This is a genomic window from Streptomyces sp. NPDC051740 (genome assembly GCF_044453165.1).
GTDB lineage: Bacteria > Actinomycetota > Actinomycetes > Streptomycetales > Streptomycetaceae > Streptomyces > Streptomyces atrovirens.
This window is the reverse complement of the sequence record NZ_JBITCL010000009.1, coordinates 37,615-54,972: the sequence shown is the minus strand read 5'-3', so window position 1 is coordinate 54,972 and position 17,358 is coordinate 37,615. Positions and strand designations below refer to the sequence as shown.

The following is a 17,358-nucleotide window of genomic DNA, read 5'->3' as shown; positions in this document are numbered from 1 at the left end:
GGATCGGGACATGCCTGACGTGCTCGATGCCAGCCCCTATGACGCCCTGCTCCTGCTCTCTTTCGGTGGTCCCGAAGGCCCGGACGACGTGGTCCCGTTCCTGGAGAACGTGACGCGCGGGCGCGGTATCCCCAAGGAACGCCTCAAGGAGGTCGGGCAGCACTACTTCCTCTTCGGCGGGGTCAGCCCCATCAACGAGCAGAACCGCGCCCTGCTGGACGCGCTGCGGCGGGACTTCGCCGACCACGGCCTGGACCTGCCGGTCTACTGGGGCAACCGCAACTGGGCGCCCTACCTCACCGACACCCTGCGCGAGATGGTCCAGGACGGCCGCCGCCGCATCCTCGTCCTGGCCACCAGCGCCTACGCCTCGTACTCGGGCTGCCGCCAGTACCGCGAGAACCTCGCGGACGCCCTCGCGACCCTGGAGCGGGAGGGGCTGGAGCTGCCGAAGATCGACAAGCTGCGGCACTACTTCAACCACCCCGGTTTCGTCGAGCCCATGGTCGACGGGGTCGTGCGGTCCCTCGCCGACCTCCCCGAGGACGTCCGGGACGGCGCGCACATCGCCTTCTGCACCCACTCCATCCCCACCTCCGCCGCCGACACCTCCGGCCCCGTCGAGGACCACGGCGACGGCGGCGCGTACGTCCGGCAGCACCTGGACGTGGCCCGGGTGATCGCCGACGCCGTCCGCGAGCGCACCGGCGTCGACCGCCCCTGGCAGCTCGTCTACCAGTCCCGCTCCGGAGCCCCGCACATCCCCTGGCTGGAGCCCGACATCTGCGACCACCTCGAGGAGCGGCACGCGGCCGGGGTGCCGGCCGTGGTCATGGCCCCCATCGGCTTCGTCTCCGACCACATGGAGGTCATCTACGACCTCGACACCGAGGCCACCGCCAAGGCGGGGGAGCTGGGCCTGCCGGTGCGCCGCTCGGCGACCGTCGGCGCCGACCCGCGGTTCGCCGCCGCGATCCGTGAGCTGATCGTGGAGCGCGCGGTCGCCGAACGCGGGCAGGACGTCACGCCGTGCGCCCTGGGCGCGCTCGGCGCGAGCCACGACCTCTGCCCGGTGGGCTGCTGCCCGGCCCGCGCCCCGCGCCCCGCCGCCGCGGGCGCCGACAGCCCCTACGCATGAGGAGCGCCGTGACCGACCCCCTGCACGCGGAACTGCTGCAGATCGCCCGGGAGGCGGCCCGCCGCGCGGGCGAGCTGCTGCGGGACGGCCGTCCGGCCGACCTGGCGGTCGCCGCGACCAAGTCCAGCCCGATCGACGTCGTCACCGAGATGGACATCGCGGCCGAGAAGCTGATCACCACGCTGATCGCCGAGCGCCGTCCGGAGGACGGCTTCCTCGGCGAGGAGGGCGCCTCCACCGAGGGCAGCAGCGGCATCCGCTGGGTCATCGATCCGCTCGACGGCACGGTCAACTACCTGTACGGCCTGCCCACCTGGGCCGTCTCCATCGCCGCCGAGCAGGACGGCGAGACCGTGGCCGGGGCGGTCGCGGCCCCCATGCGCGGTGAGGCGTACTACGCGGTGCGCGGGCGCGGCGCCTGGGCGACCGGTGCCTGGGCGGGCGAGCGGCGGTTGACCTGCCGTCCCTCGCCGCCGCTGGACCAGGCCCTGGTGTCGACCGGCTTCAACTACGTCACCGAGGTCCGCACCCACCAGGCCGACGTGGCACAGCGGCTGATCCCCCGGCTCCGGGACATCCGGCGCGGCGGCTCGGCCGCGATCGACCTGTGCGACCTCGCCGTGGGGCGTCTGGACGGCTACTACGAGCGCGGGCTGCACCCCTGGGACCTGGCGGCCGGTGACCTGATCGCCCGCGAGGCGGGCGCCCTGACCGGCGGCCGCCCCGGAGACCGCCCGTCCTGGGACCTCACGGTCGCGGCGACCCCGGGTGTCTTCGAGCCGCTCCAGCACATCCTGGAGGACCTGGGGGCTTGGCACGACTGAGTGGCCGCCGGCACGGCTGACGGGCGCTGATGGGCGTGGCATCCGACCAAGGTCCGGCATCGGGGCGGGCAGACCGGCGGCAAGGGCCCGCCGACGCCCGCCGTCCCCACGCGTCGGCCGTGAGAGAGCCGCAGGGGCGCGCCGGTGTCCGGGGCGCATGGGAGCCCTCCCGCTCGAGCGAAGTCGAGAGTGGGGGAGCGCGGAGGCCCGAAGGGCCGAGCACGATCGCGGTCTCGCCACCGGCTGAAGCGCCCCGAAGGCGAACGGACAAGAACACGAACGGGCCCCGGCGCTGGATTCGCCGGGGCCCGTTCCGGTGCGAGCCGATCAGACGCTGTACGCGCCGACCTCCACGCCGTGTTCGGCGGCGAGGCGGCGCAGGTCGTCGAGTTCGCCCTGTTCCACGTCGACGAGGAACTCGTCGCCGTCATCACGGGCCTGCGACAGGTCGGACTCGGTCGCCTTTATGCGCTGCAGAAGTCCTGCGGTGAATGCGTCCATGCTGCGCCCCCTCGTCCTGGGTCGGTGGGTCGGTGGGTCGGTGGCACGGGGGTGTGCCGTTCGGAAGGGACGATCACGTCCGGAGCGGATGCCCAGCGCCGCTCGGCCGGGCGGCGACGGTGCCGGACATCCATGCCCGCTCTGCGGAAGCGGACTGTTACGTACCGCATGGTGGCGCGGTACGTGCAGAGCGTGATCGCGGGATGTAAAACCCGTCCTCCCCAAGCTCCCTCCCGCGGAAACCTAACCGCGCGAGAAAATCTCGTATTCCCGCCCCGTTCGCCCGGACGTTCCCCGGTCCCGCACCCGTCGGCCACCGCCCGTTCCCCCGCCTTACAGCCGACTTACGGCCGAAAAGGGCAGGATGGAGGCAACACACCCACCCGTACCCCTGCCCGAGTGCGCCCTGGAGCGCTGTCCGATCAAGGGCGGGACCCGAGGAAGGACAAGCGACGTGCGCGTACTCGTCGTCGAGGACGAGCAGCTGCTCGCCGATGCGGTGGCCACCGGACTGCGCCGGGAGGCCATGGCCGTCGACGTCGTGTACGACGGTGCGGCCGCCCTGGAGCGCATCGGCGTCAACGACTACGACGTGGTCGTCCTCGACCGCGACCTCCCGCTCGTGCACGGCGACGACGTCTGCCGCAAGATCGTCGAGCTCGGCATGCCCACGCGCGTGCTGATGCTCACGGCCTCCGGCGACGTCAGCGACCGTGTCGAGGGCCTGGAGATCGGCGCCGACGACTATCTGCCCAAGCCCTTCGCGTTCAGCGAGCTCATCGCCCGCGTGCGCGCTCTCGGGCGGCGTACGAGCGTGCCGCTGCCGCCCGTTCTGGAGCGTGCCGGGATCAAGCTCGACCCCAACCGCCGCGAGGTCTTCCGCGACGGCAAGGAGGTGCAGCTCGCGCCGAAGGAGTTCGCCGTCCTGGAGGTGCTCATGCGCAGCGAGGGCGCGGTCGTCTCCGCGGAGCAGCTGCTGGAGAAGGCCTGGGACGAGAACACGGACCCGTTCACCAACGTGGTGCGGGTGACCGTGATGACCCTGCGCCGCAAGCTGGGGGAGCCGCCGGTCATCGTGACCGTGCCCGGCTCCGGATACCGGATCTGATGACCGATGGCCGCCACACCCGCGCCCCCCACGGCGCCCCCCAAGCCCACCTGGGACCCGAGGAAGGGCGACCCGCCCTTCCCGTGGCTGCGTCCCACCATCCGCATACGCCTCACGCTGCTGTACGGCGGCATGTTCCTGATCGCCGGGATCCTGCTGCTGTCGATCATCTACCTGCTGGCCGCCCAGGCGCTCCATGACGGCGGCAGCGGCCAGTCCTTCCAGGTGACCGGCAGCAACATCGACATCACCAGCGAGACCTGTCCGCAGCTGGACAGCGCGACCACCAACGGCCAGCTGAACGACATGCTGAAGCAGTGCAACGCCGCCCAGCGGCAGCACGCGCTGGACGATCTGCTCAGCCGCTCCCTGGGGGCCCTGCTCGGTCTCGCGATCATCGCCTTCGCCTTCGGCTACGCCATGGCCGGCCGGGTCCTGTCGCCGCTGGGCCGGATCACCCGTACCGCCCGCGCGGTGGCCGGTTCGGACCTGTCCCGCCGGATCGAGCTGGACGGCCCGGACGACGAGCTGAAGGAGCTGGCCGACACCTTCGACGACATGCTGGAGCGGCTCCAGCGGGCGTTCACCGCCCAGCAGCGCTTCGTGGGCAACGCCTCGCACGAGCTGCGCACCCCGCTGGCGATCAACCGCACGCTCCTGGAGGTGCACCTCTCCGACCCCGGCGCGCCGGTGGAGCTCCAGCAGCTCGGCAAGACGCTGCTGTCCACCAACGAGCGCAGCGAACAGCTCGTGGAGGGCCTGCTGCTGCTCGCCCGCAGCGACAACCAGATCGTCGAGCGCAAGCCCGTGGACCTCGCCGAGGTCGCCACCCAGGCGATCGACCAGGTGCACGGCGAGGCGGAGGCCAAGGGTGTGGAGATCCGCGGCGCACGCCGGCCGGCGGTCGTCCAGGGCAACGGCGTGCTGCTGGAGCGGATCGCGCTGAACCTGGTGCAGAACGCCGTGCGGTACAACGTGCCCGAGGAGGGCTGGGTCGAGGTCACCACCGACGTGGAGCACGGGCAGGCGGTCCTGGTGGTGTCGAACACGGGCCCGGTGGTACCGGCGTACGAGATCGACAATCTCTTCGAGCCGTTCCGGCGGCTGCGCACCGAGCGCACGGGCAGCGACAAGGGTGTCGGGCTCGGTCTGTCCATCGTGCGGTCGGTCGCCCGGGCGCACGGCGGCCACATTTACGCACAACCGCGCGAAGGGGGCGGGCTCGTGATGCGTGTCACCCTGCCGATCTGAGATGATGCCGCCGACACAACGGGGTGTTCGCTTTGGGCGGAATTTTCGGGGCGCCTCTCCGGTATCCCCGTGTGTGATCGATCACAGGAGCGATTCCCGGGCCGTCCACTCTCCGTGATCATGTATCCCCGAGAAAGTCGAGAAAGTCCCGGTTTTCAAGGGGTCCGATCACGGGAAGTACACGGTGAGGCGCCTTTGGAGTGCGGCATCCGGACCGTGTACGGTCCCCATCGCCATCCAAGCCGATCACTCATGAGGAGTTCGGTTGGGTGTCGATTGAGTAACAGACCTTGATGTGAGGCAAAATCTCCGCCTCAGGTCGGGCACAAGTCCGGCCTCTCACGCGTTACGTGCGCTGGAGACACCGCATACACCCAGAGGGGGAGAGCGACAATGGCAACCGACTACGACACTCCACGTAAGACCGACGACGACGTCGACTCGGACAGCCTGGAAGAGCTGAAGGCCCGGCGGAACGACAAGTCGGCCTCGGCCGTGGACGTCGACGAGTTCGAGGCCGCCGAGGGCCTGGAACTGCCCGGAGCGGACCTCTCGAACGAGGAGCTGGCCGTCCGGGTCCTGCCGAAGCAGCAGGACGAGTTCACCTGCATGAGCTGCTTCCTGGTCCACCACCGCAGCCAGCTGGCCCGCGAGAAGAACGGCCAGCCGATCTGCCGCGACTGCGACTGAGGCGGGGTCGGCCGTGACTGGCTCGACCCCTCCGAGGAAGCGCCGCTTCTTCACGAGGGGAGCGGACCAAGGGCCCCAGGAGGGCCCGCAGCACGACACGCGTGACCAAGAGCGGGGCTCAACCGGTACCGGGGCGGCCTCGCTCGAAGCGGCAGCCGGCCGGGGTGACCTCCCGGCACCCCTGGAGGTCACCGCCCCCGTGGCGCACCGGCGGGCCGCCGTGATCCGGGAGAAGGCCCTGGAGGGCGCCCGCAAGGGCGGTGCCCGCGCCCGCGCGGGACTGGCGCATCTCGCGGACCGGATCATCGAGATCGCCCCGCGTGTGCCCGTACGCGACCTCGGGACGCTGCGCCGGCAGTTCCCCGGCCTCGGTCCCGAGGAGCTCGCGGACAAGCTCGTGGCGGGCGCCGCGAAGGCCACGGCGACGGTCGGGGCCGGAGTCGGCGCGGCGGCCATGATGCCCGTACCGCCCGCGATGCCGACGGAACTGGCCGCCGAGATCACCGGCGTCGCCGCGATCGAGCTGAAGCTGATCGCCGAACTCCACGAGGTCTACGGCGTACGGCCGGCCGGCACCCTCGCCCAGCGCAGCACCGTGTACCTCAACTCCTGGTCGGAGGAGCGCGGCGTCGAGGCCACCAAGCCCTCGACCGTGAGCGCGGCGCTGAACACCCGCATGAAGCGCGAACTGCGCCAGCGGATCATGAAGCGCACGGTCCGCAACCTGCCGAACCTGATGCCGTTCCTGGTGGGAGCCGTCGTGGGCGCCGCCATGAACCGCAGAGACACCAGAAAGCTCGCCACACGCATCCGGGGCGACCTGCGCGGGATCCAGGTGCCCTGGGACGCGCTGCCGGCCCTCCCCGCCCTGGAGCGGCCCGAGGACGCCCTTCCCGAGGACGCCCTCAAGGAACTCGGCGGCCACCTGGGCAAGGGCGACGGCCACCGGGCGCCGTAACCCGGACGCCTCCCGGCCACTGGTGTCCGGCATCACCCGGGCGAATCGCCCAGCCGCGCGCGGCGGCACATCCCGCGGCCCCCGCGGCCCGAACGTTCGCCGGGCGCCCGTCTACGCGGCGTCGGTGGAGTCTCGTGCCGCTCGCAGTGCCTGGGCCAGGCGCTGGGGCTCGCGGGTCGACAGGAAGACGTAGGGGGTCGGGTCCGCCGGGTCCGTGACGTCCACGCGGAGCGCGCCGGGGATGTACGCCCGCAGCAGCATGAAGCAGCGCGGGTCGGCCTTGTAGGAGCGCCAGGCGCGGGCCTCCTCGGCGTCCAGGATCTCCGCCTCGCCCAGCGCCGACACCGGGATCTTCGCCTCGCCCGCGATCAGATGGTCGCCCACGACCCGGATGCGCACCGAGCCGTACGAACTCGCCACGACGGCCGCCGCGGCGGTGCCGCCGGCCAGGCCGCCGAGCATCGGCAGCGTGCCGAACGGCAGCAGGATCAGCGCCAGGGAGACCCCCACCAGGAAGGAGATCAGCCACCAGGAGCGGGGGGCGGTGAGGCGTTCTTCGTACGGGGAGGCGGAGAGCTGCATGAATCCAAGCTTGGCACGGTGTCCGGCCAGGGCTCACGCGCGGGTAAGGTCTGCGCCTGTGAGTGGTACTTCCGCAGCTCTTCAGCCCCCGGCCGACGCCGTGAAACCGGTGCGTCACCCCGACGCTCCCGCCCCCGGCGAGCTCCTCGGCGCGCACTACAGCCAGTGTTTCGGCTGTGGCGACGAGCAGCCCCACGGGCTGCACCTGGCAGCCCGCGCGGGCGAAGGAGTGTCGATCACCGCCGAGTTCACCGTGCGGCCCGCCCACCAGGGCGCCCCGGGACTCGCGCACGGCGGGGTCCTCGCCACCGCCCTGGACGAGGCGCTCGGCTCGCTCAACTGGCTGCTGCGCACGATCGCGGTGACCGGCAGGCTGGAGACCGACTTCGTCCGGCCCGTGCCGGTCGGCACCGTGCTGCACCTCGAGGCCGAGGTGACGGCGGTGGCCGGACGGAAGATCTACTGCACCGCCACCGGACGCGTCGGCGGCCCCGACGGGCCGGTCGCGGTCCGCGCCGACGCCCTGTTCATCGAGGTCAAGGTCGACCACTTCGTGGACCACGGCCGCCCGGAGGAGATCCGGGCCGCCATGGAGGACCCCGACCAGGTCCGCCGCGTCCGCGCCTTCGAGGTGAACCCGTGAGCGGGCCCCGCCCCGGCGAGCTCGAGGTGCTGATCCGGCGCGTCGACCCGGACGTACCGCTTCCGGCGTACGAGCACCCGGGGGACGCGGGAGCCGATCTGCGGACCACCGAGGCCCGCGAACTGGCTCCCGGTGAGCGGGCCGTACTGCCCACGGGGGTGTCTGTGGCGCTGCCCGAGGGGTACGCGGCCTTCGTGCACCCGCGATCCGGTCTTGCCGCCCGCTGCGGCGTCGCCCTGGTGAATGCCCCGGGGACGGTTGATGCCGGGTACCGTGGGGAGATCAAGGTGATCGTGGTGAATCTCGACCCGCGCGAGACCGTGCGGTTCGAGCGCTTCGACCGGATTGCCCAACTGGTCGTCCAGCAGGTCGAGAGGGTCCGCTTCGTGTCGGTCGCGGAGCTTCCCCCCTCGGCCCGGGCCGAGGGGGGCTTCGGGTCCACCGGCGGCCACGCCGCGGTGGAAGAAGGTAAGAGCGGCACAAGCGTTCAGGCCGCCACGGGCGGTACAGCGGGTGGGAATCGATACGCTTCGGTCGTATCCGACCGGGAAGGACAGTGACGTGTTCGGACGTCGCAAGAAGAGGGATGCCGCCGACGGTGCGGCCGGCGAGGCCGAGCAGGTCGTCGACGGTGTCGACGCTGAGGCGGGCGAGGAGGCCGGGCGGCTGAGGCTCGAGCCGGCGCCGAGGCCCGACGGGCCCTGGGACAGCAGCGAGGTCAGTGAGCCCGGTGAGGGCCGGGTCGACCTGGGCGGCCTGTTCGTGCCCGGGGTCGACGGCATGGAGCTGCGGGTGGAGGTCGCGGGTGACGCGATCGTCGCGGCCACCGTCGTGCTGCGGGACAGCGCCATCCAGCTCCAGGGCTTCGCCGCGCCCAAGCGGGAGGGCATCTGGGGCGAGGTGCGCGAGGAGATCGCGTCCGGCATCACCCAGCAGGGCGGCATCATCGACGAGGTCGAGGGCCCGCTGGGCTGGGAGCTGCGGGCCCAGGTGCCGGTGCAGCTGCCGGACGGCACCGGCGGCTTCCAGGTCGTGCGGTTCGTCGGCGTGGACGGCCCCCGCTGGTTCCTGCGCGGGGTGATCTCGGGCCAGGGCGCGGTGCAGCCGGGGGCCGCCGGGCTCCTCGAGCAGATCTTCCGGGACACGGTCGTGGTGCGCGGTGAGGGCCCGATGGCCCCGCGCGACCCGATCGTCCTGAAGCTCCCGAACGACGCGCAGATGGTGCCGGAGAACGTGCAGCAGGAGGAGAGCGGCTCCCGCTTCGCCGGCGGCATGGGCCAGCTCCAGCGCGGACCGGAGATCACCGAGGTCCGCTAGCCGACCGGTCGAAGGGCCGCATCCCTGACGGGGTGCGGCCCTTTTCGTGTGCGCGAGCCGGTGCGGGGCGGACCGGGGCGCCGGGCGTCGATGCCTGCGGGGGTGGGGTCGCGCTGCCCGGCGCTTGCGGGGTGCCTCCCCCGGAGGGGGTACCCCCGGCCCACCCTCCCCCACTCTCGGCTTCGCTCGAGCGGGGCCCCATCCCCCTGGGGTACCTCCCAGGCCTTTGAGGCACCGGGGGAGGCACGACCGCCCGCGGGAGCGGCGGCAGCGGCTGTCCGTGGTCGTGGTGGTTGCGTGCCTGTGCGCGTGTGGGGACAAGCCGGTCCGACCGTTGATCGCACGGGCGCCGGCCGGGGATACTGGCGCCCGGTCCACGGGGGAGGGCGGTCGGGATGAGTCAGGTGGTCACCGAGACCATGGTGCGCGTCGAGGACGTGCACAAGTCGTACGGCACCGGAGCCGCCGCCGTCCACGCGCTGCGCGGTGTCTCCTTCGACGTCCCGCGCGGCGAACTGGTCGCCCTCAAGGGCCGCTCCGGATCCGGCAAGACCACACTCCTGAACATCGTCGGCGGCCTCGACACCCCCGACCGGGGGCGGGTCCACGTCGACGGACGCGACCTCGCCGGCCTCGACGAGAACGGGCTGCTCGCCCTGCGCCGGGACCACGTCGGCTTCGTCTTCCAGTCCTTCGGCCTCATCCCCGTCCTCACCGCCGCCGAGAACGTCGGCGTCCCGCTGCGGCTGCGCCGTGCCGACCCGCGCGAGCGCGAGGAGCGCGTCGAACTGCTGCTGTCCCTCGTCGGCCTCGCCGCCCACGCCGCCCAGCGGCCCGGTGAACTCTCCGGCGGCCAGCAGCAGCGGGTCGCCATCGCCCGCGCCCTCGCCAACAGCCCCTCCCTCCTCATCGCCGACGAGCCGACCGGCCAGCTCGACGCGGAGACCGGGCACGCCGTGATGGAGCTGCTGCGCGCGGTCGTCCGCAGCGAGCGGGTCACCGTGCTCGTCGCCACCCACGACACCACCCTCCTCGACCTCGCCGACCGTGTCCTGGAGCTGAGCGACGGCGAGATCACCGAGCACTGACCCCCGCCGGGGCCCCGCGTCCGGCCGGGCGTCACGGGGGAAGACAATGAATCCATGGGACGCGGCAGCCTTCGGATCCACCTCGGTGCGGCACCGGGCGTCGGCAAGACGTACGCGATGCTCTCCGAGGCGCACCGCCGTGCCGGACGCGGCACCGACTGCGTGGTCGCCTTCGCCGAACCGCACGGCAGGCCGCGCACCGAGGCGCTGCTGCACGGACTGGAGCGGATCCCGCACCGGGACGTCGAGCACCGCGGGGCCGTCCTGACGGAGATGGACCTCGACGCCGTCCTCGCCCGCCGCCCCCGGGTGGCCCTCGTCGACGAACTCGCCCACACCAACGCCCCCGGCTCGCGCAACGCCAAGCGCTGGCAGGACGTGGAGGAGCTGCTCACGGCCGGGATCGACGTCCTGGCCACGGTCAACATCCAGCACCTGGAGTCGCTGGGCGACGTCGTGGAGTCGATCACCGGCGTACGGGAGCGGGAGACCGTACCGGACGAGGTGGTGCGGCGGGCGGACCAGATCGAGCTGGTCGACATGACGCCCGAGGCGCTGCGCCGCCGCATGGCGCACGGCAACATCTACCAGCCGGACAAGGTCGACGCCGCCCTGTCCAACTACTTCCGCCCCGGCAACCTCACCGCGCTGAGGGAGCTGGCGCTGCTGTGGGTGGCCGACCGGGTCGACGCCCACCTCCAGCGCTACCGCAGCGAGCACGAGGTCTCGGCGATATGGGGCTCCCGCGAGCGGATCGTCGTCGGCCTGACCGGCGGCCCCGAGGGCCGCACCCTGCTCCGGCGGGCCGCGCGGCTGGCGGAGAAGGGCGCCGGCGGCGAGCTGCTCGCCGTCTACATCTCCCGCAGCGACGGGCTCACCGCGGCATCGCCCGGGGAGCTGGTCGAGCAGCGCACCCTGGTGGAGGACCTCGGCGGCACCTTCCACCACGTCGTCGGCGACGACATCCCGGCCGACCTGCTCGCCTTCGCGCGCGGGGCCAACGCCACCCAGATCGTGCTCGGCTCCTCGCGCCGCCCGGCCTGGCAGTACGTCCTCGGGCCCGGCGTCGGCGCGACCGTCGCCCGGGACTCGGGACCCGACCTGGACGTGCACATCGTCACCCACGAGGAGGTCGCCAAGGGCCGCGGGCTGCCCGGCGCCCGCGGCGCGCGGCTCGGGCGCTCCCGGCTGGCCTGGGGCTGGGCGGTCGGCGTGGCGGGGCCGGCGGCGGTGGCGGTGCTGCTCAGCGCCGTGGACCTGGGACTCGCCAACGACATGCTGCTGTTCCTGGCCCTGACGGTGGCGGCGGCCCTGCTCGGCGGGCTCTGGCCGGCCCTGGCCTCCGCGGCGGTCGGCTCACTGCTGCTGAACTACTTCTACACCCCGCCCCTGCACCGCTGGACCGTCGCCGACCCCAAGAACATCATCGCCATCATGATCTTCGTCGCGGTCGGCGCGGCGGTGGCGTCCGTGGTCGACCTCGCGGCCCGGCGCACCCACCAGGCGGCCCGGCTGCGCGCCGAGTCGGAGACCCTGTCCTTCCTCGCCGGCAACGTGCTGCGCGGCGAGACGGGCCTGGAGGACCTGCTGGAGCGGGTCCGGGAGACCTTCGGCATGGAGTCCGCCGCCCTCCTCGAACGCGCGGGCGACGTCGAGCCGTGGACCTGCGCCGGCCGGGCGGGGCGCGGACGCCCGGTCGGACGGCCCGAGGACGCGGACGTGGAGGTGCCGGTCGGCGACCACATGGCGCTGGCGCTGACCGGCCGGGTGCCGCCCGCCGAGGACCGCAGGGTGCTGGCCGCCTACGCCGCGCAGGCCGCCGTCGTCCTGGACCGCCGCCGGCTGCGCGAGCAGGCCGGCCGGGCCCACGCCCTCGCCGAGGGCAACCGCATCCGCACCGCCCTGCTGGCCGCCGTCAGCCACGACCTGCGCACCCCGCTGGCCGGGATCAAGGCCGCCGTCTCCTCGCTGCGCTCCGAGGACGTCGAGTGGTCGCCCGAGGACCGGGCCGAGCTGCTGGAGGGCATCGAGGACGGCGCCGACCGCCTGGACCACCTGGTGGGCAACCTGCTGGACATGTCCCGGCTGAACACCGGCACGGTCACCCCCCTGATCCGGGAGATCGACCTGGACGAGGTGGTGCCGATGGCGCTCGGCGGGGTGCCCGAGGGCAGCGTCGCCCTGGACGTCCCCGAGGCCCTGCCCATGGTCGCCGTCGACCCGGGGCTGCTGGAGCGGGCGATGGCCAACGTGATCGAGAACGCCGTCAAGTACAGTCCCCCCGGCCGGCCCGTCCTGGTCGCCGCCAGCGCCCTCGCCGACCGGGTCGAGGTGCGGGTGGTGGACCGCGGCCCCGGCGTCCCCGACGAGGCCAAGGACCACATCTTCGAGCCCTTCCAGCGGCACGGCGACGCCCCGCGCGGGGCCGGGGTCGGTCTCGGCCTGGCGGTCGCCCGGGGCTTCGCCGAGGCCATGGGCGGCACCCTGAACGCCGAGGACACCCCCGGCGGCGGCCTCACCATGGCGCTCACCCTGCGCGCCGCCGGAGCACCGGCGGTCGCCGAAGAAACCACGGAACCCGAAAGGCAGCCCTCATGACCCGTGTCCTGGTGGTCGACGACGACCCGGCCATCGTGCGCGCACTCGTGATCAACCTCAGGGCACGCTCGTACGAGGTCGACTCCGCCCACGACGGCGCCGGCGCCCTCCGTACGGCCGCCGCCCGCCATCCCGACGTCGTCGTCCTCGACCTCGGCCTGCCCGACATGGACGGGGTCGACGTGCTCAGGGAACTGCGGAGCTGGAGCCGGGTGCCGGTCCTGGTGCTGTCCGCCCGGCACGCCTCCGGCGAGAAGGTCCAGGCGCTGGACGCCGGTGCCGACGACTACGTCACCAAACCCTTCGGCATGGACGAACTGCTGGCCCGGCTGCGGGCCGCCGTACGCCGCGCGGAGCCCGCCGGCGACGGGGGAGACGTGGTGGTGGAGACCGCCGGGTTCACCGTCGACCTGGCCGCGAAGAAGGTCAACCGCGGCGGCAAGGACGTACGGCTGACCCCCACCGAATGGCATCTGCTGGAGGTGCTGGTGCGGGCCGGCGGCCGACTGGTGGCGCAGAAGCAGCTGCTGCGGGAGGTGTGGGGGCCGTCGTACGGCACGGAGACGAACTACCTGCGCGTGTACATGGCGCAGCTGCGGCGGAAGCTGGAGGCGGATCCGTCACACCCGAAGCACCTGATCACGGAGCCGGGCATGGGGTACCGCTTCGAGAAGTGAAGGTCGGGAGCGCCCCCGCGCGGGGTGTCCGGGAGAGGCCCGTTCGGAGCGGGGCGGCAGGGGGTACGTAACCGTCAGTGCACCCCGGTACGCTTCAGATATGAGTGCTGTTCCTCGATCCGAGAAGCCGGCAGGCCGGTTCCGGCGCATGCTCGACCGGCTCTCCTCGTCTCAGGAGGACCTGGAGTCCGAGGAGCTGCGTGAGGACGCCGAGACGGCCGGCTGTACGCGGATAGGCGACTGCCGCGACCGGCAGATCGTCACGGTTACTGGTACCTTGCGCACGGTCACGCTGCGGCCGCGCGCGGGGGTTCCGGCCCTGGAGGCCGAGCTGTTCGACGGCTCCGCCGCGCTCGACGTGGTGTGGCTCGGCAGGCGCTCCATCGTGGGGATAGAACCGGGGCGCAAGCTGATCGCATCGGGCCGGATCTCGATGAGCCGGGGCCGCCGGGTGCTGTTCAATCCGAAATACGAACTGAGACCCCTCGGACGGGAGTAGCCGGTGACGTCACTCGACAAGCCGACAACCGAAGACACATCCGCGGACGACGCCCGGGCGGTGACCGAAGCCGCCCTCTTCGAGGCGTTCGGCGGGGTGCGGGGCATGGTCGAGACGGTGCTCCCCGGTCTGCTCTTCGTCAGCATCTACACGGTCAACAAGGACCTGCACATGTCGGCGATCGCGGCGCTCGCCGTGTCGCTGGTGATGGTCGTGGTCCGGCTGGCGCGCAGGGACACCGTCAAGCACGCCTTCAGCGGCGTCTTCGGCGTGGCCTTCGGCGTGGTCTTCGCGATGATGACCGGCAACGCCAAGGACTTCTACCTGCCGGGCATGCTGTACACGCTGGGCCTGGCCCTGGCGTACATCGTCACGGCGATGGCGGGCGTCCCGCTGATCGGTCTGATGCTGGGCCCCGTCTTCAAGGAGAACCTCTCCTGGCGCACCCGCAACCCCGGCCGGAAGAAGGCGTACACCAAGGCCAGTTGGGCGTGGGGGCTGATCCTGCTCGGCAAGAGCGCGATCCTGTTCCCGCTGTACTGGTGGGCGGACACGACCCAGCTGGGCTGGGTCCTGATCGCGCTGAAGATCCCGCCGTTCCTGCTGGCGGTGTACCTGACCTGGGTCTTCCTGGCGAAGGCGCCGCCGCCGATCGACGTCTTCGCCGAGATGGAGGCGGAGGAACGCGCGGAAGAGGAACGCAGGGCCGCCGCCGCGCAGGAGAACGGCGAGACGACGACGGCCGGCCGTCACCGCCGCGAGTCCTAGTCCGTACGAAAGAGGGGCGCCCGGAGAACTCCGGGCGCCCCTCTTCTCACAACTCCTTGCGGACCGAGAGCAGGTCCTCCAACTGCTCCTCACGCGCCTGGGCGGCGACGAAGAGGAGTTCGTCGCCGGCCTCCAGGGAGTCCTCCCGGGTCGGCGTCAGGACGCGCGTGCCGCGGATGATGGTGACCAGCGTGGTGTCCTGCGGCCACTGGACGTCCCCGACCTGGGTGCCGGCCAGCGCCGACTCCTCCGGCAGGGTCAGCTCGACCAGGTTGGCGTCGCCGTGGCTGAAGCGCAGCAGCCGGACCAGGTCGCCGACGCTCACCGCCTCCTCCACCAGGGCCGACATCAGGCGCGGGGTGGAGACGGCGACGTCCACGCCCCAGGACTCGTTGAACAGCCACTCGTTCTTCGGGTTGTTCACCCGGGCGACGACGCGTGGAACGCCGTACTCGGTCTTGGCGAGCAGCGAGACGACCAGGTTGACCTTGTCGTCGCCGGTCGCGGCGATGACGACGTTGCAGCGCTGGAGCGCCGCCTCGTCCAGGGAGGTGATCTCGCAGGCGTCGGCGAGCAGCCACTCCGCCTGCGGCACGCGCTCCACCGAGATGGCGGTCGGCGCCTTGTCGATCAGCAGGACCTCGTGGCCGTTCTCCAGCAGCTCGCCCGCGATCGAGCGGCCGACGGCACCGGCTCCGGCAATGGCGACCCTCATCAGTGACCGCCCTCCTCTTCGGGCCCCTTGGCGAACGCCGCCTCGACGCGGTCGATCTCATCGGTGCGCATCATCACATGCACCAGGTCCCCCTCCTGCAGCACCGTCTGCGAGCTGGGCAGGATCGCCTCGCCGAGCCGGGTCAGGAAGGCCACGCGCACACCGGTCTCGTCCTGCAGCCTGCTGATCCTGTGCCCCACCCAGGCCGTGGAGGTGTGCACCTCGGCGAGCTGGACCCCGCCGGTGGGGTCGCGCCACAGCGGCTCGGCGCCCGAGGGGAGCAGCCGGCGCAGCATCTGGTCGGCCGTCCAGCGCACGGTCGCCACCGTGGGGATGCCCAGGCGCTGGTAGACCTCCGCGCGGCGGGGGTCGTAGATGCGGGCGGCGACGTTCTCGATGCCGAACATCTCGCGGGCCACCCGCGCGGCGATGATGTTGGAGTTGTCGCCGCTGGAGACGGCGGCGAAGGCGCCCGCCTCCTCGATGCCCGCCTCGCGCAGGGTGTCCTGGTCGAAACCGACCCCGGTGACCCGACGCCCGCCGAACGAGGAGCCCAGCCGGCGGAAGGAGGTGGGGTCCTGGTCGATCACGGCGACCGTGTGTCCCTGTTCCTCCAGGGTCTGGGCCAGGTCGGAACCCACCCTTCCGCAGCCCATGATGACAATATGCATCGCGTCACACCGCGCTTCCTGCAGGCCGTTCGACCTTCATGACCTTCGTGCTCATGTCTCTCTTTCGGCTCGCCAGGCAAACATCGCGGCCTGAGTGCGGGCCGCCAGGCAACATCATGCCGGGGGATCGCGGTCCCGACGCCCTCCGGGGCCCGGTCGTCGCGTGTGCGTGCCGGGTCCGACGTATCCGCACCACCCGGGCACGACCGATGCCCGGAGCAAGGAGAGAGCCCGCCATGACCGCCGAGATCGACGTCCTCGTCCTGGGCGGCGCGGGCGTGGACACGATCGTGCACGTGCCCGAGCTGCCCGTGCCGCCCGCCGACAGCCACATGATCCGGCCGGGCATCGTCACCCGCGCGGGACAGAGCGGCGACTTCGTCGCCCTCGGCACCAGCGCCCTCGGCCTGCGCACCCACCACCTCGACCTGATCGGCGACGACCACGAGGGCGACCTCGTCCGCGCCCTGCACCGCGACCACGGCATCGCGCTCACCGCCGTACCGCAGCCGTGCGGCACCAAGCGCGCCGTCAACCTGGTCGGCCCCGACGGCCGGAGGCTCTCCCTGTACGACGCGACCCGCTGGGCCGAGACGGACCGGCTGCCCGAGGAGACGGTGCGCGAACTGGCCGCCGTCAGCCGGCACGCCCACGTCGTCATCACCCAGCCGTGCGCCGACGCCCTGCCCCTGCTGCGCGAGGCGGGCGTGACGATCTCGACCGACCTGCACGACTGGGACGGCGCCAATCCGTACCACGAGACGTTCGCCCTCGCCGCGGACCTCGTCTTCCTCTCCGCCGCCGCCCTGACCGACCCGGAGACCACCATGCGCCGGATCGCCGCGCGGGGCCGGGCCCGGACCGTCGTCGCCACCGCGGGTGCCGAGGGCGCGTACCTGCTGGCCGACGACGAGCTGACCCACGTCCCCGCGGCCGAGCCCCCGGCACCGGTCGTCGACTCCAACGGGGCCGGTGACGCCTTCGCGGCCGCCTTCCTGCACGGCCGGCTCGGCGGCGAAGACGCCCTCCACTGCGCCCGGCTCGGGGCGGTGGCGGGGGCGTACGCCTGCACGGTGCCGTCGACACGGGTGGCCGCCATCGGACCGGAGGCCCTGCTCGCCGGAGTCGTCGGGCGGGCCCCCGGGGCGGTCAGCGGCGCGTGATACTGCGCACGCTCGCCAGCGTGAGGATCCCGAGGCCGACGAGGGCGGCCGCGGCGCCGATCAGTTCTGCGGTCGGGTGCATGGGAACCTCCACGGGGCGTGGCGACTACGGCCGGACTGGTCATATAGGCATGGAACTGCCCCGACCTGCCGAGTCCCCGGTCGGG

Annotated in this window: 19 protein-coding genes; 15 read left to right on the top strand and 4 right to left on the bottom strand. The window is 72.4% G+C overall.

Annotated features, from left to right (window positions below):
- Nucleotides 1–10: 10 nt before the first annotated feature.
- Complete coding sequence (locus ACIA6T_RS17110) at nt 11–1,138, top strand: ferrochelatase (RefSeq protein WP_399447286.1); 1,128 nt, start codon at nt 11–13, stop codon at nt 1,136–1,138.
- Between the two features lie 8 nt (nt 1,139–1,146).
- On the top strand, nt 1,147–1,962 hold the full coding sequence (locus ACIA6T_RS17105) for an inositol monophosphatase family protein (RefSeq protein WP_399447285.1): 816 nt from the start codon (nt 1,147–1,149) through the stop codon (nt 1,960–1,962).
- A gap of 327 nt (nt 1,963–2,289) precedes the next feature.
- On the opposite strand, the gene ACIA6T_RS17100 is transcribed toward ACIA6T_RS17105, so the two are convergent.
- Nucleotides 2,290–2,463, bottom strand: coding sequence for a hypothetical protein (locus ACIA6T_RS17100; RefSeq protein ID WP_399447284.1), 174 nt, complete (start codon nt 2,461–2,463; stop codon nt 2,290–2,292).
- Between the two features lie 454 nt (nt 2,464–2,917).
- Between ACIA6T_RS17100 and ACIA6T_RS17095 the strand changes: the two genes are divergently transcribed.
- The 4 genes from ACIA6T_RS17095 to ACIA6T_RS17080 all read left to right on the top strand — a co-directional run bounded on the left by ACIA6T_RS17095 (nt 2,918) and on the right by ACIA6T_RS17080 (nt 6,470).
- A complete protein-coding gene (locus tag ACIA6T_RS17095; protein ID WP_003993508.1) occupies nt 2,918–3,571 on the top strand; it encodes a response regulator transcription factor in 654 nt (217 codons plus the stop codon).
- Nucleotides 3,572–3,577: 6 nt separating this feature from the next.
- Nucleotides 3,578–4,822: a sensor histidine kinase gene (locus ACIA6T_RS17090; protein WP_399447283.1), complete on the top strand. Its 1,245-nt coding sequence runs from the start codon at nt 3,578–3,580 to the stop codon at nt 4,820–4,822.
- Nucleotides 4,823–5,215: 393 nt separating this feature from the next.
- A complete protein-coding gene (locus ACIA6T_RS17085; protein WP_003993510.1) occupies nt 5,216–5,512 on the top strand; it encodes a DUF4193 domain-containing protein in 297 nt (98 codons plus the stop codon).
- Nucleotides 5,513–5,525: 13 nt separating this feature from the next.
- Nucleotides 5,526–6,470, top strand: a complete 945-nt coding sequence (locus ACIA6T_RS17080; RefSeq protein WP_399447282.1) for a hypothetical protein — start codon at nt 5,526–5,528, stop codon at nt 6,468–6,470.
- 111 nt (nt 6,471–6,581) lie between these two features.
- On the opposite strand, the gene ACIA6T_RS17075 is transcribed toward ACIA6T_RS17080, so the two are convergent.
- Nucleotides 6,582–7,052, bottom strand: a complete 471-nt coding sequence (locus ACIA6T_RS17075; protein WP_399447281.1) for a DUF3093 domain-containing protein — start codon at nt 7,050–7,052, stop codon at nt 6,582–6,584.
- 58 nt (nt 7,053–7,110) lie between these two features.
- On the opposite strand from ACIA6T_RS17075, the gene ACIA6T_RS17070 reads away from it, so the two are divergent.
- From ACIA6T_RS17070 to ACIA6T_RS17035, 8 genes are all read left to right on the top strand, one after another.
- The gene (locus ACIA6T_RS17070) at nt 7,111–7,695 is read left to right on the top strand and encodes a PaaI family thioesterase (RefSeq protein ID WP_399447280.1); all 585 of its coding nucleotides are present in this window, start codon (nt 7,111–7,113) and stop codon (nt 7,693–7,695) included.
- Entirely contained in the window at nt 7,692–8,255 is a 564-nt protein-coding gene (dut, locus tag ACIA6T_RS17065) for a dUTP diphosphatase (RefSeq protein ID WP_399447279.1), read from the top strand. The genes ACIA6T_RS17070 and dut overlap by 4 nt, the downstream gene beginning before the upstream one ends.
- 1 nt (nt 8,256) lies before the next feature.
- On the top strand, nt 8,257–9,012 hold the full coding sequence (locus ACIA6T_RS17060) for a DUF3710 domain-containing protein (RefSeq protein WP_399447278.1): 756 nt from the start codon (nt 8,257–8,259) through the stop codon (nt 9,010–9,012).
- A gap of 395 nt (nt 9,013–9,407) precedes the next feature.
- Nucleotides 9,408–10,100, top strand: a complete 693-nt coding sequence (locus ACIA6T_RS17055; protein WP_399447277.1) for an ABC transporter ATP-binding protein — start codon at nt 9,408–9,410, stop codon at nt 10,098–10,100.
- Nucleotides 10,101–10,154: 54 nt separating this feature from the next.
- Nucleotides 10,155–12,698 carry an ATP-binding protein gene (locus tag ACIA6T_RS17050; RefSeq protein ID WP_399447276.1) on the top strand — a complete coding sequence of 848 codons (2,544 nt, stop codon included), beginning with the start codon at nt 10,155–10,157 and terminating at the stop codon, nt 12,696–12,698.
- Nucleotides 12,695–13,375, top strand: coding sequence for a response regulator (locus ACIA6T_RS17045; protein ID WP_399447275.1), 681 nt, complete (start codon nt 12,695–12,697; stop codon nt 13,373–13,375). The genes ACIA6T_RS17050 and ACIA6T_RS17045 overlap by 4 nt, the downstream gene beginning before the upstream one ends.
- A gap of 100 nt (nt 13,376–13,475) precedes the next feature.
- Nucleotides 13,476–13,874: an OB-fold nucleic acid binding domain-containing protein gene (locus ACIA6T_RS17040; protein WP_073930701.1), complete on the top strand. Its 399-nt coding sequence runs from the start codon at nt 13,476–13,478 to the stop codon at nt 13,872–13,874.
- Between the two features lie 3 nt (nt 13,875–13,877).
- The gene (locus ACIA6T_RS17035; protein WP_399447274.1) at nt 13,878–14,642 is read left to right on the top strand and encodes a DUF3159 domain-containing protein; all 765 of its coding nucleotides are present in this window, start codon (nt 13,878–13,880) and stop codon (nt 14,640–14,642) included.
- A gap of 46 nt (nt 14,643–14,688) precedes the next feature.
- Here the strand turns inward: ACIA6T_RS17035 and ACIA6T_RS17030 are convergent, their stop codons facing one another.
- Together ACIA6T_RS17030 and ACIA6T_RS17025 are read right to left on the bottom strand one after the other, a co-directional pair.
- Nucleotides 14,689–15,357, bottom strand: a complete 669-nt coding sequence (locus ACIA6T_RS17030) for a potassium channel family protein (protein WP_399447273.1) — start codon at nt 15,355–15,357, stop codon at nt 14,689–14,691.
- Nucleotides 15,357–16,028: a potassium channel family protein gene (locus ACIA6T_RS17025; RefSeq protein ID WP_399447272.1), complete on the bottom strand. Its 672-nt coding sequence runs from the start codon at nt 16,026–16,028 to the stop codon at nt 15,357–15,359. Before ACIA6T_RS17025 ends, ACIA6T_RS17030 begins: the two co-directional genes overlap by 1 nt.
- A 236-nt stretch (nt 16,029–16,264) precedes the next feature.
- Here ACIA6T_RS17025 and ACIA6T_RS17020 point away from each other — a divergent pair, with 236 nt between their 5' ends.
- Nucleotides 16,265–17,191 (top strand): PfkB family carbohydrate kinase, encoded by a 927-nt coding sequence (locus ACIA6T_RS17020; RefSeq protein WP_399447271.1) that lies wholly within the window; start codon nt 16,265–16,267, stop codon nt 17,189–17,191.
- Nucleotides 17,192–17,358: the final 167 nt, after the last annotated feature.

Coding starts and splice junctions, on each gene's coding strand:
- ACIA6T_RS17090 (WP_399447283.1), top strand. CDS start 3,578: ATGGCCGCCACACCCGCGCCCCCCACGGCGCCCCCCAAGCCCACCTGG.
- ACIA6T_RS17055 (WP_399447277.1), top strand. CDS start 9,408: ATGAGTCAGGTGGTCACCGAGACCATGGTGCGCGTCGAGGACGTGCAC.
- ACIA6T_RS17100 (WP_399447284.1), bottom strand. CDS start 2,463: ATGGACGCATTCACCGCAGGACTTCTGCAGCGCATAAAGGCGACCGAG.
- ACIA6T_RS17025 (WP_399447272.1), bottom strand. CDS start 16,028: ATGCATATTGTCATCATGGGCTGCGGAAGGGTGGGTTCCGACCTGGCC.
- ACIA6T_RS17020 (WP_399447271.1), top strand. CDS start 16,265: ATGACCGCCGAGATCGACGTCCTCGTCCTGGGCGGCGCGGGCGTGGAC.
- ACIA6T_RS17075 (WP_399447281.1), bottom strand. CDS start 7,052: ATGCAGCTCTCCGCCTCCCCGTACGAAGAACGCCTCACCGCCCCCCGC.
- ACIA6T_RS17045 (WP_399447275.1), top strand. CDS start 12,695: ATGACCCGTGTCCTGGTGGTCGACGACGACCCGGCCATCGTGCGCGCA.
- ACIA6T_RS17030 (WP_399447273.1), bottom strand. CDS start 15,357: ATGAGGGTCGCCATTGCCGGAGCCGGTGCCGTCGGCCGCTCGATCGCG.
- ACIA6T_RS17085 (WP_003993510.1), top strand. CDS start 5,216: ATGGCAACCGACTACGACACTCCACGTAAGACCGACGACGACGTCGAC.
- ACIA6T_RS17110 (WP_399447286.1), top strand. CDS start 11: ATGCCTGACGTGCTCGATGCCAGCCCCTATGACGCCCTGCTCCTGCTC.
- ACIA6T_RS17050 (WP_399447276.1), top strand. CDS start 10,155: ATGGGACGCGGCAGCCTTCGGATCCACCTCGGTGCGGCACCGGGCGTC.
- ACIA6T_RS17040 (WP_073930701.1), top strand. CDS start 13,476: ATGAGTGCTGTTCCTCGATCCGAGAAGCCGGCAGGCCGGTTCCGGCGC.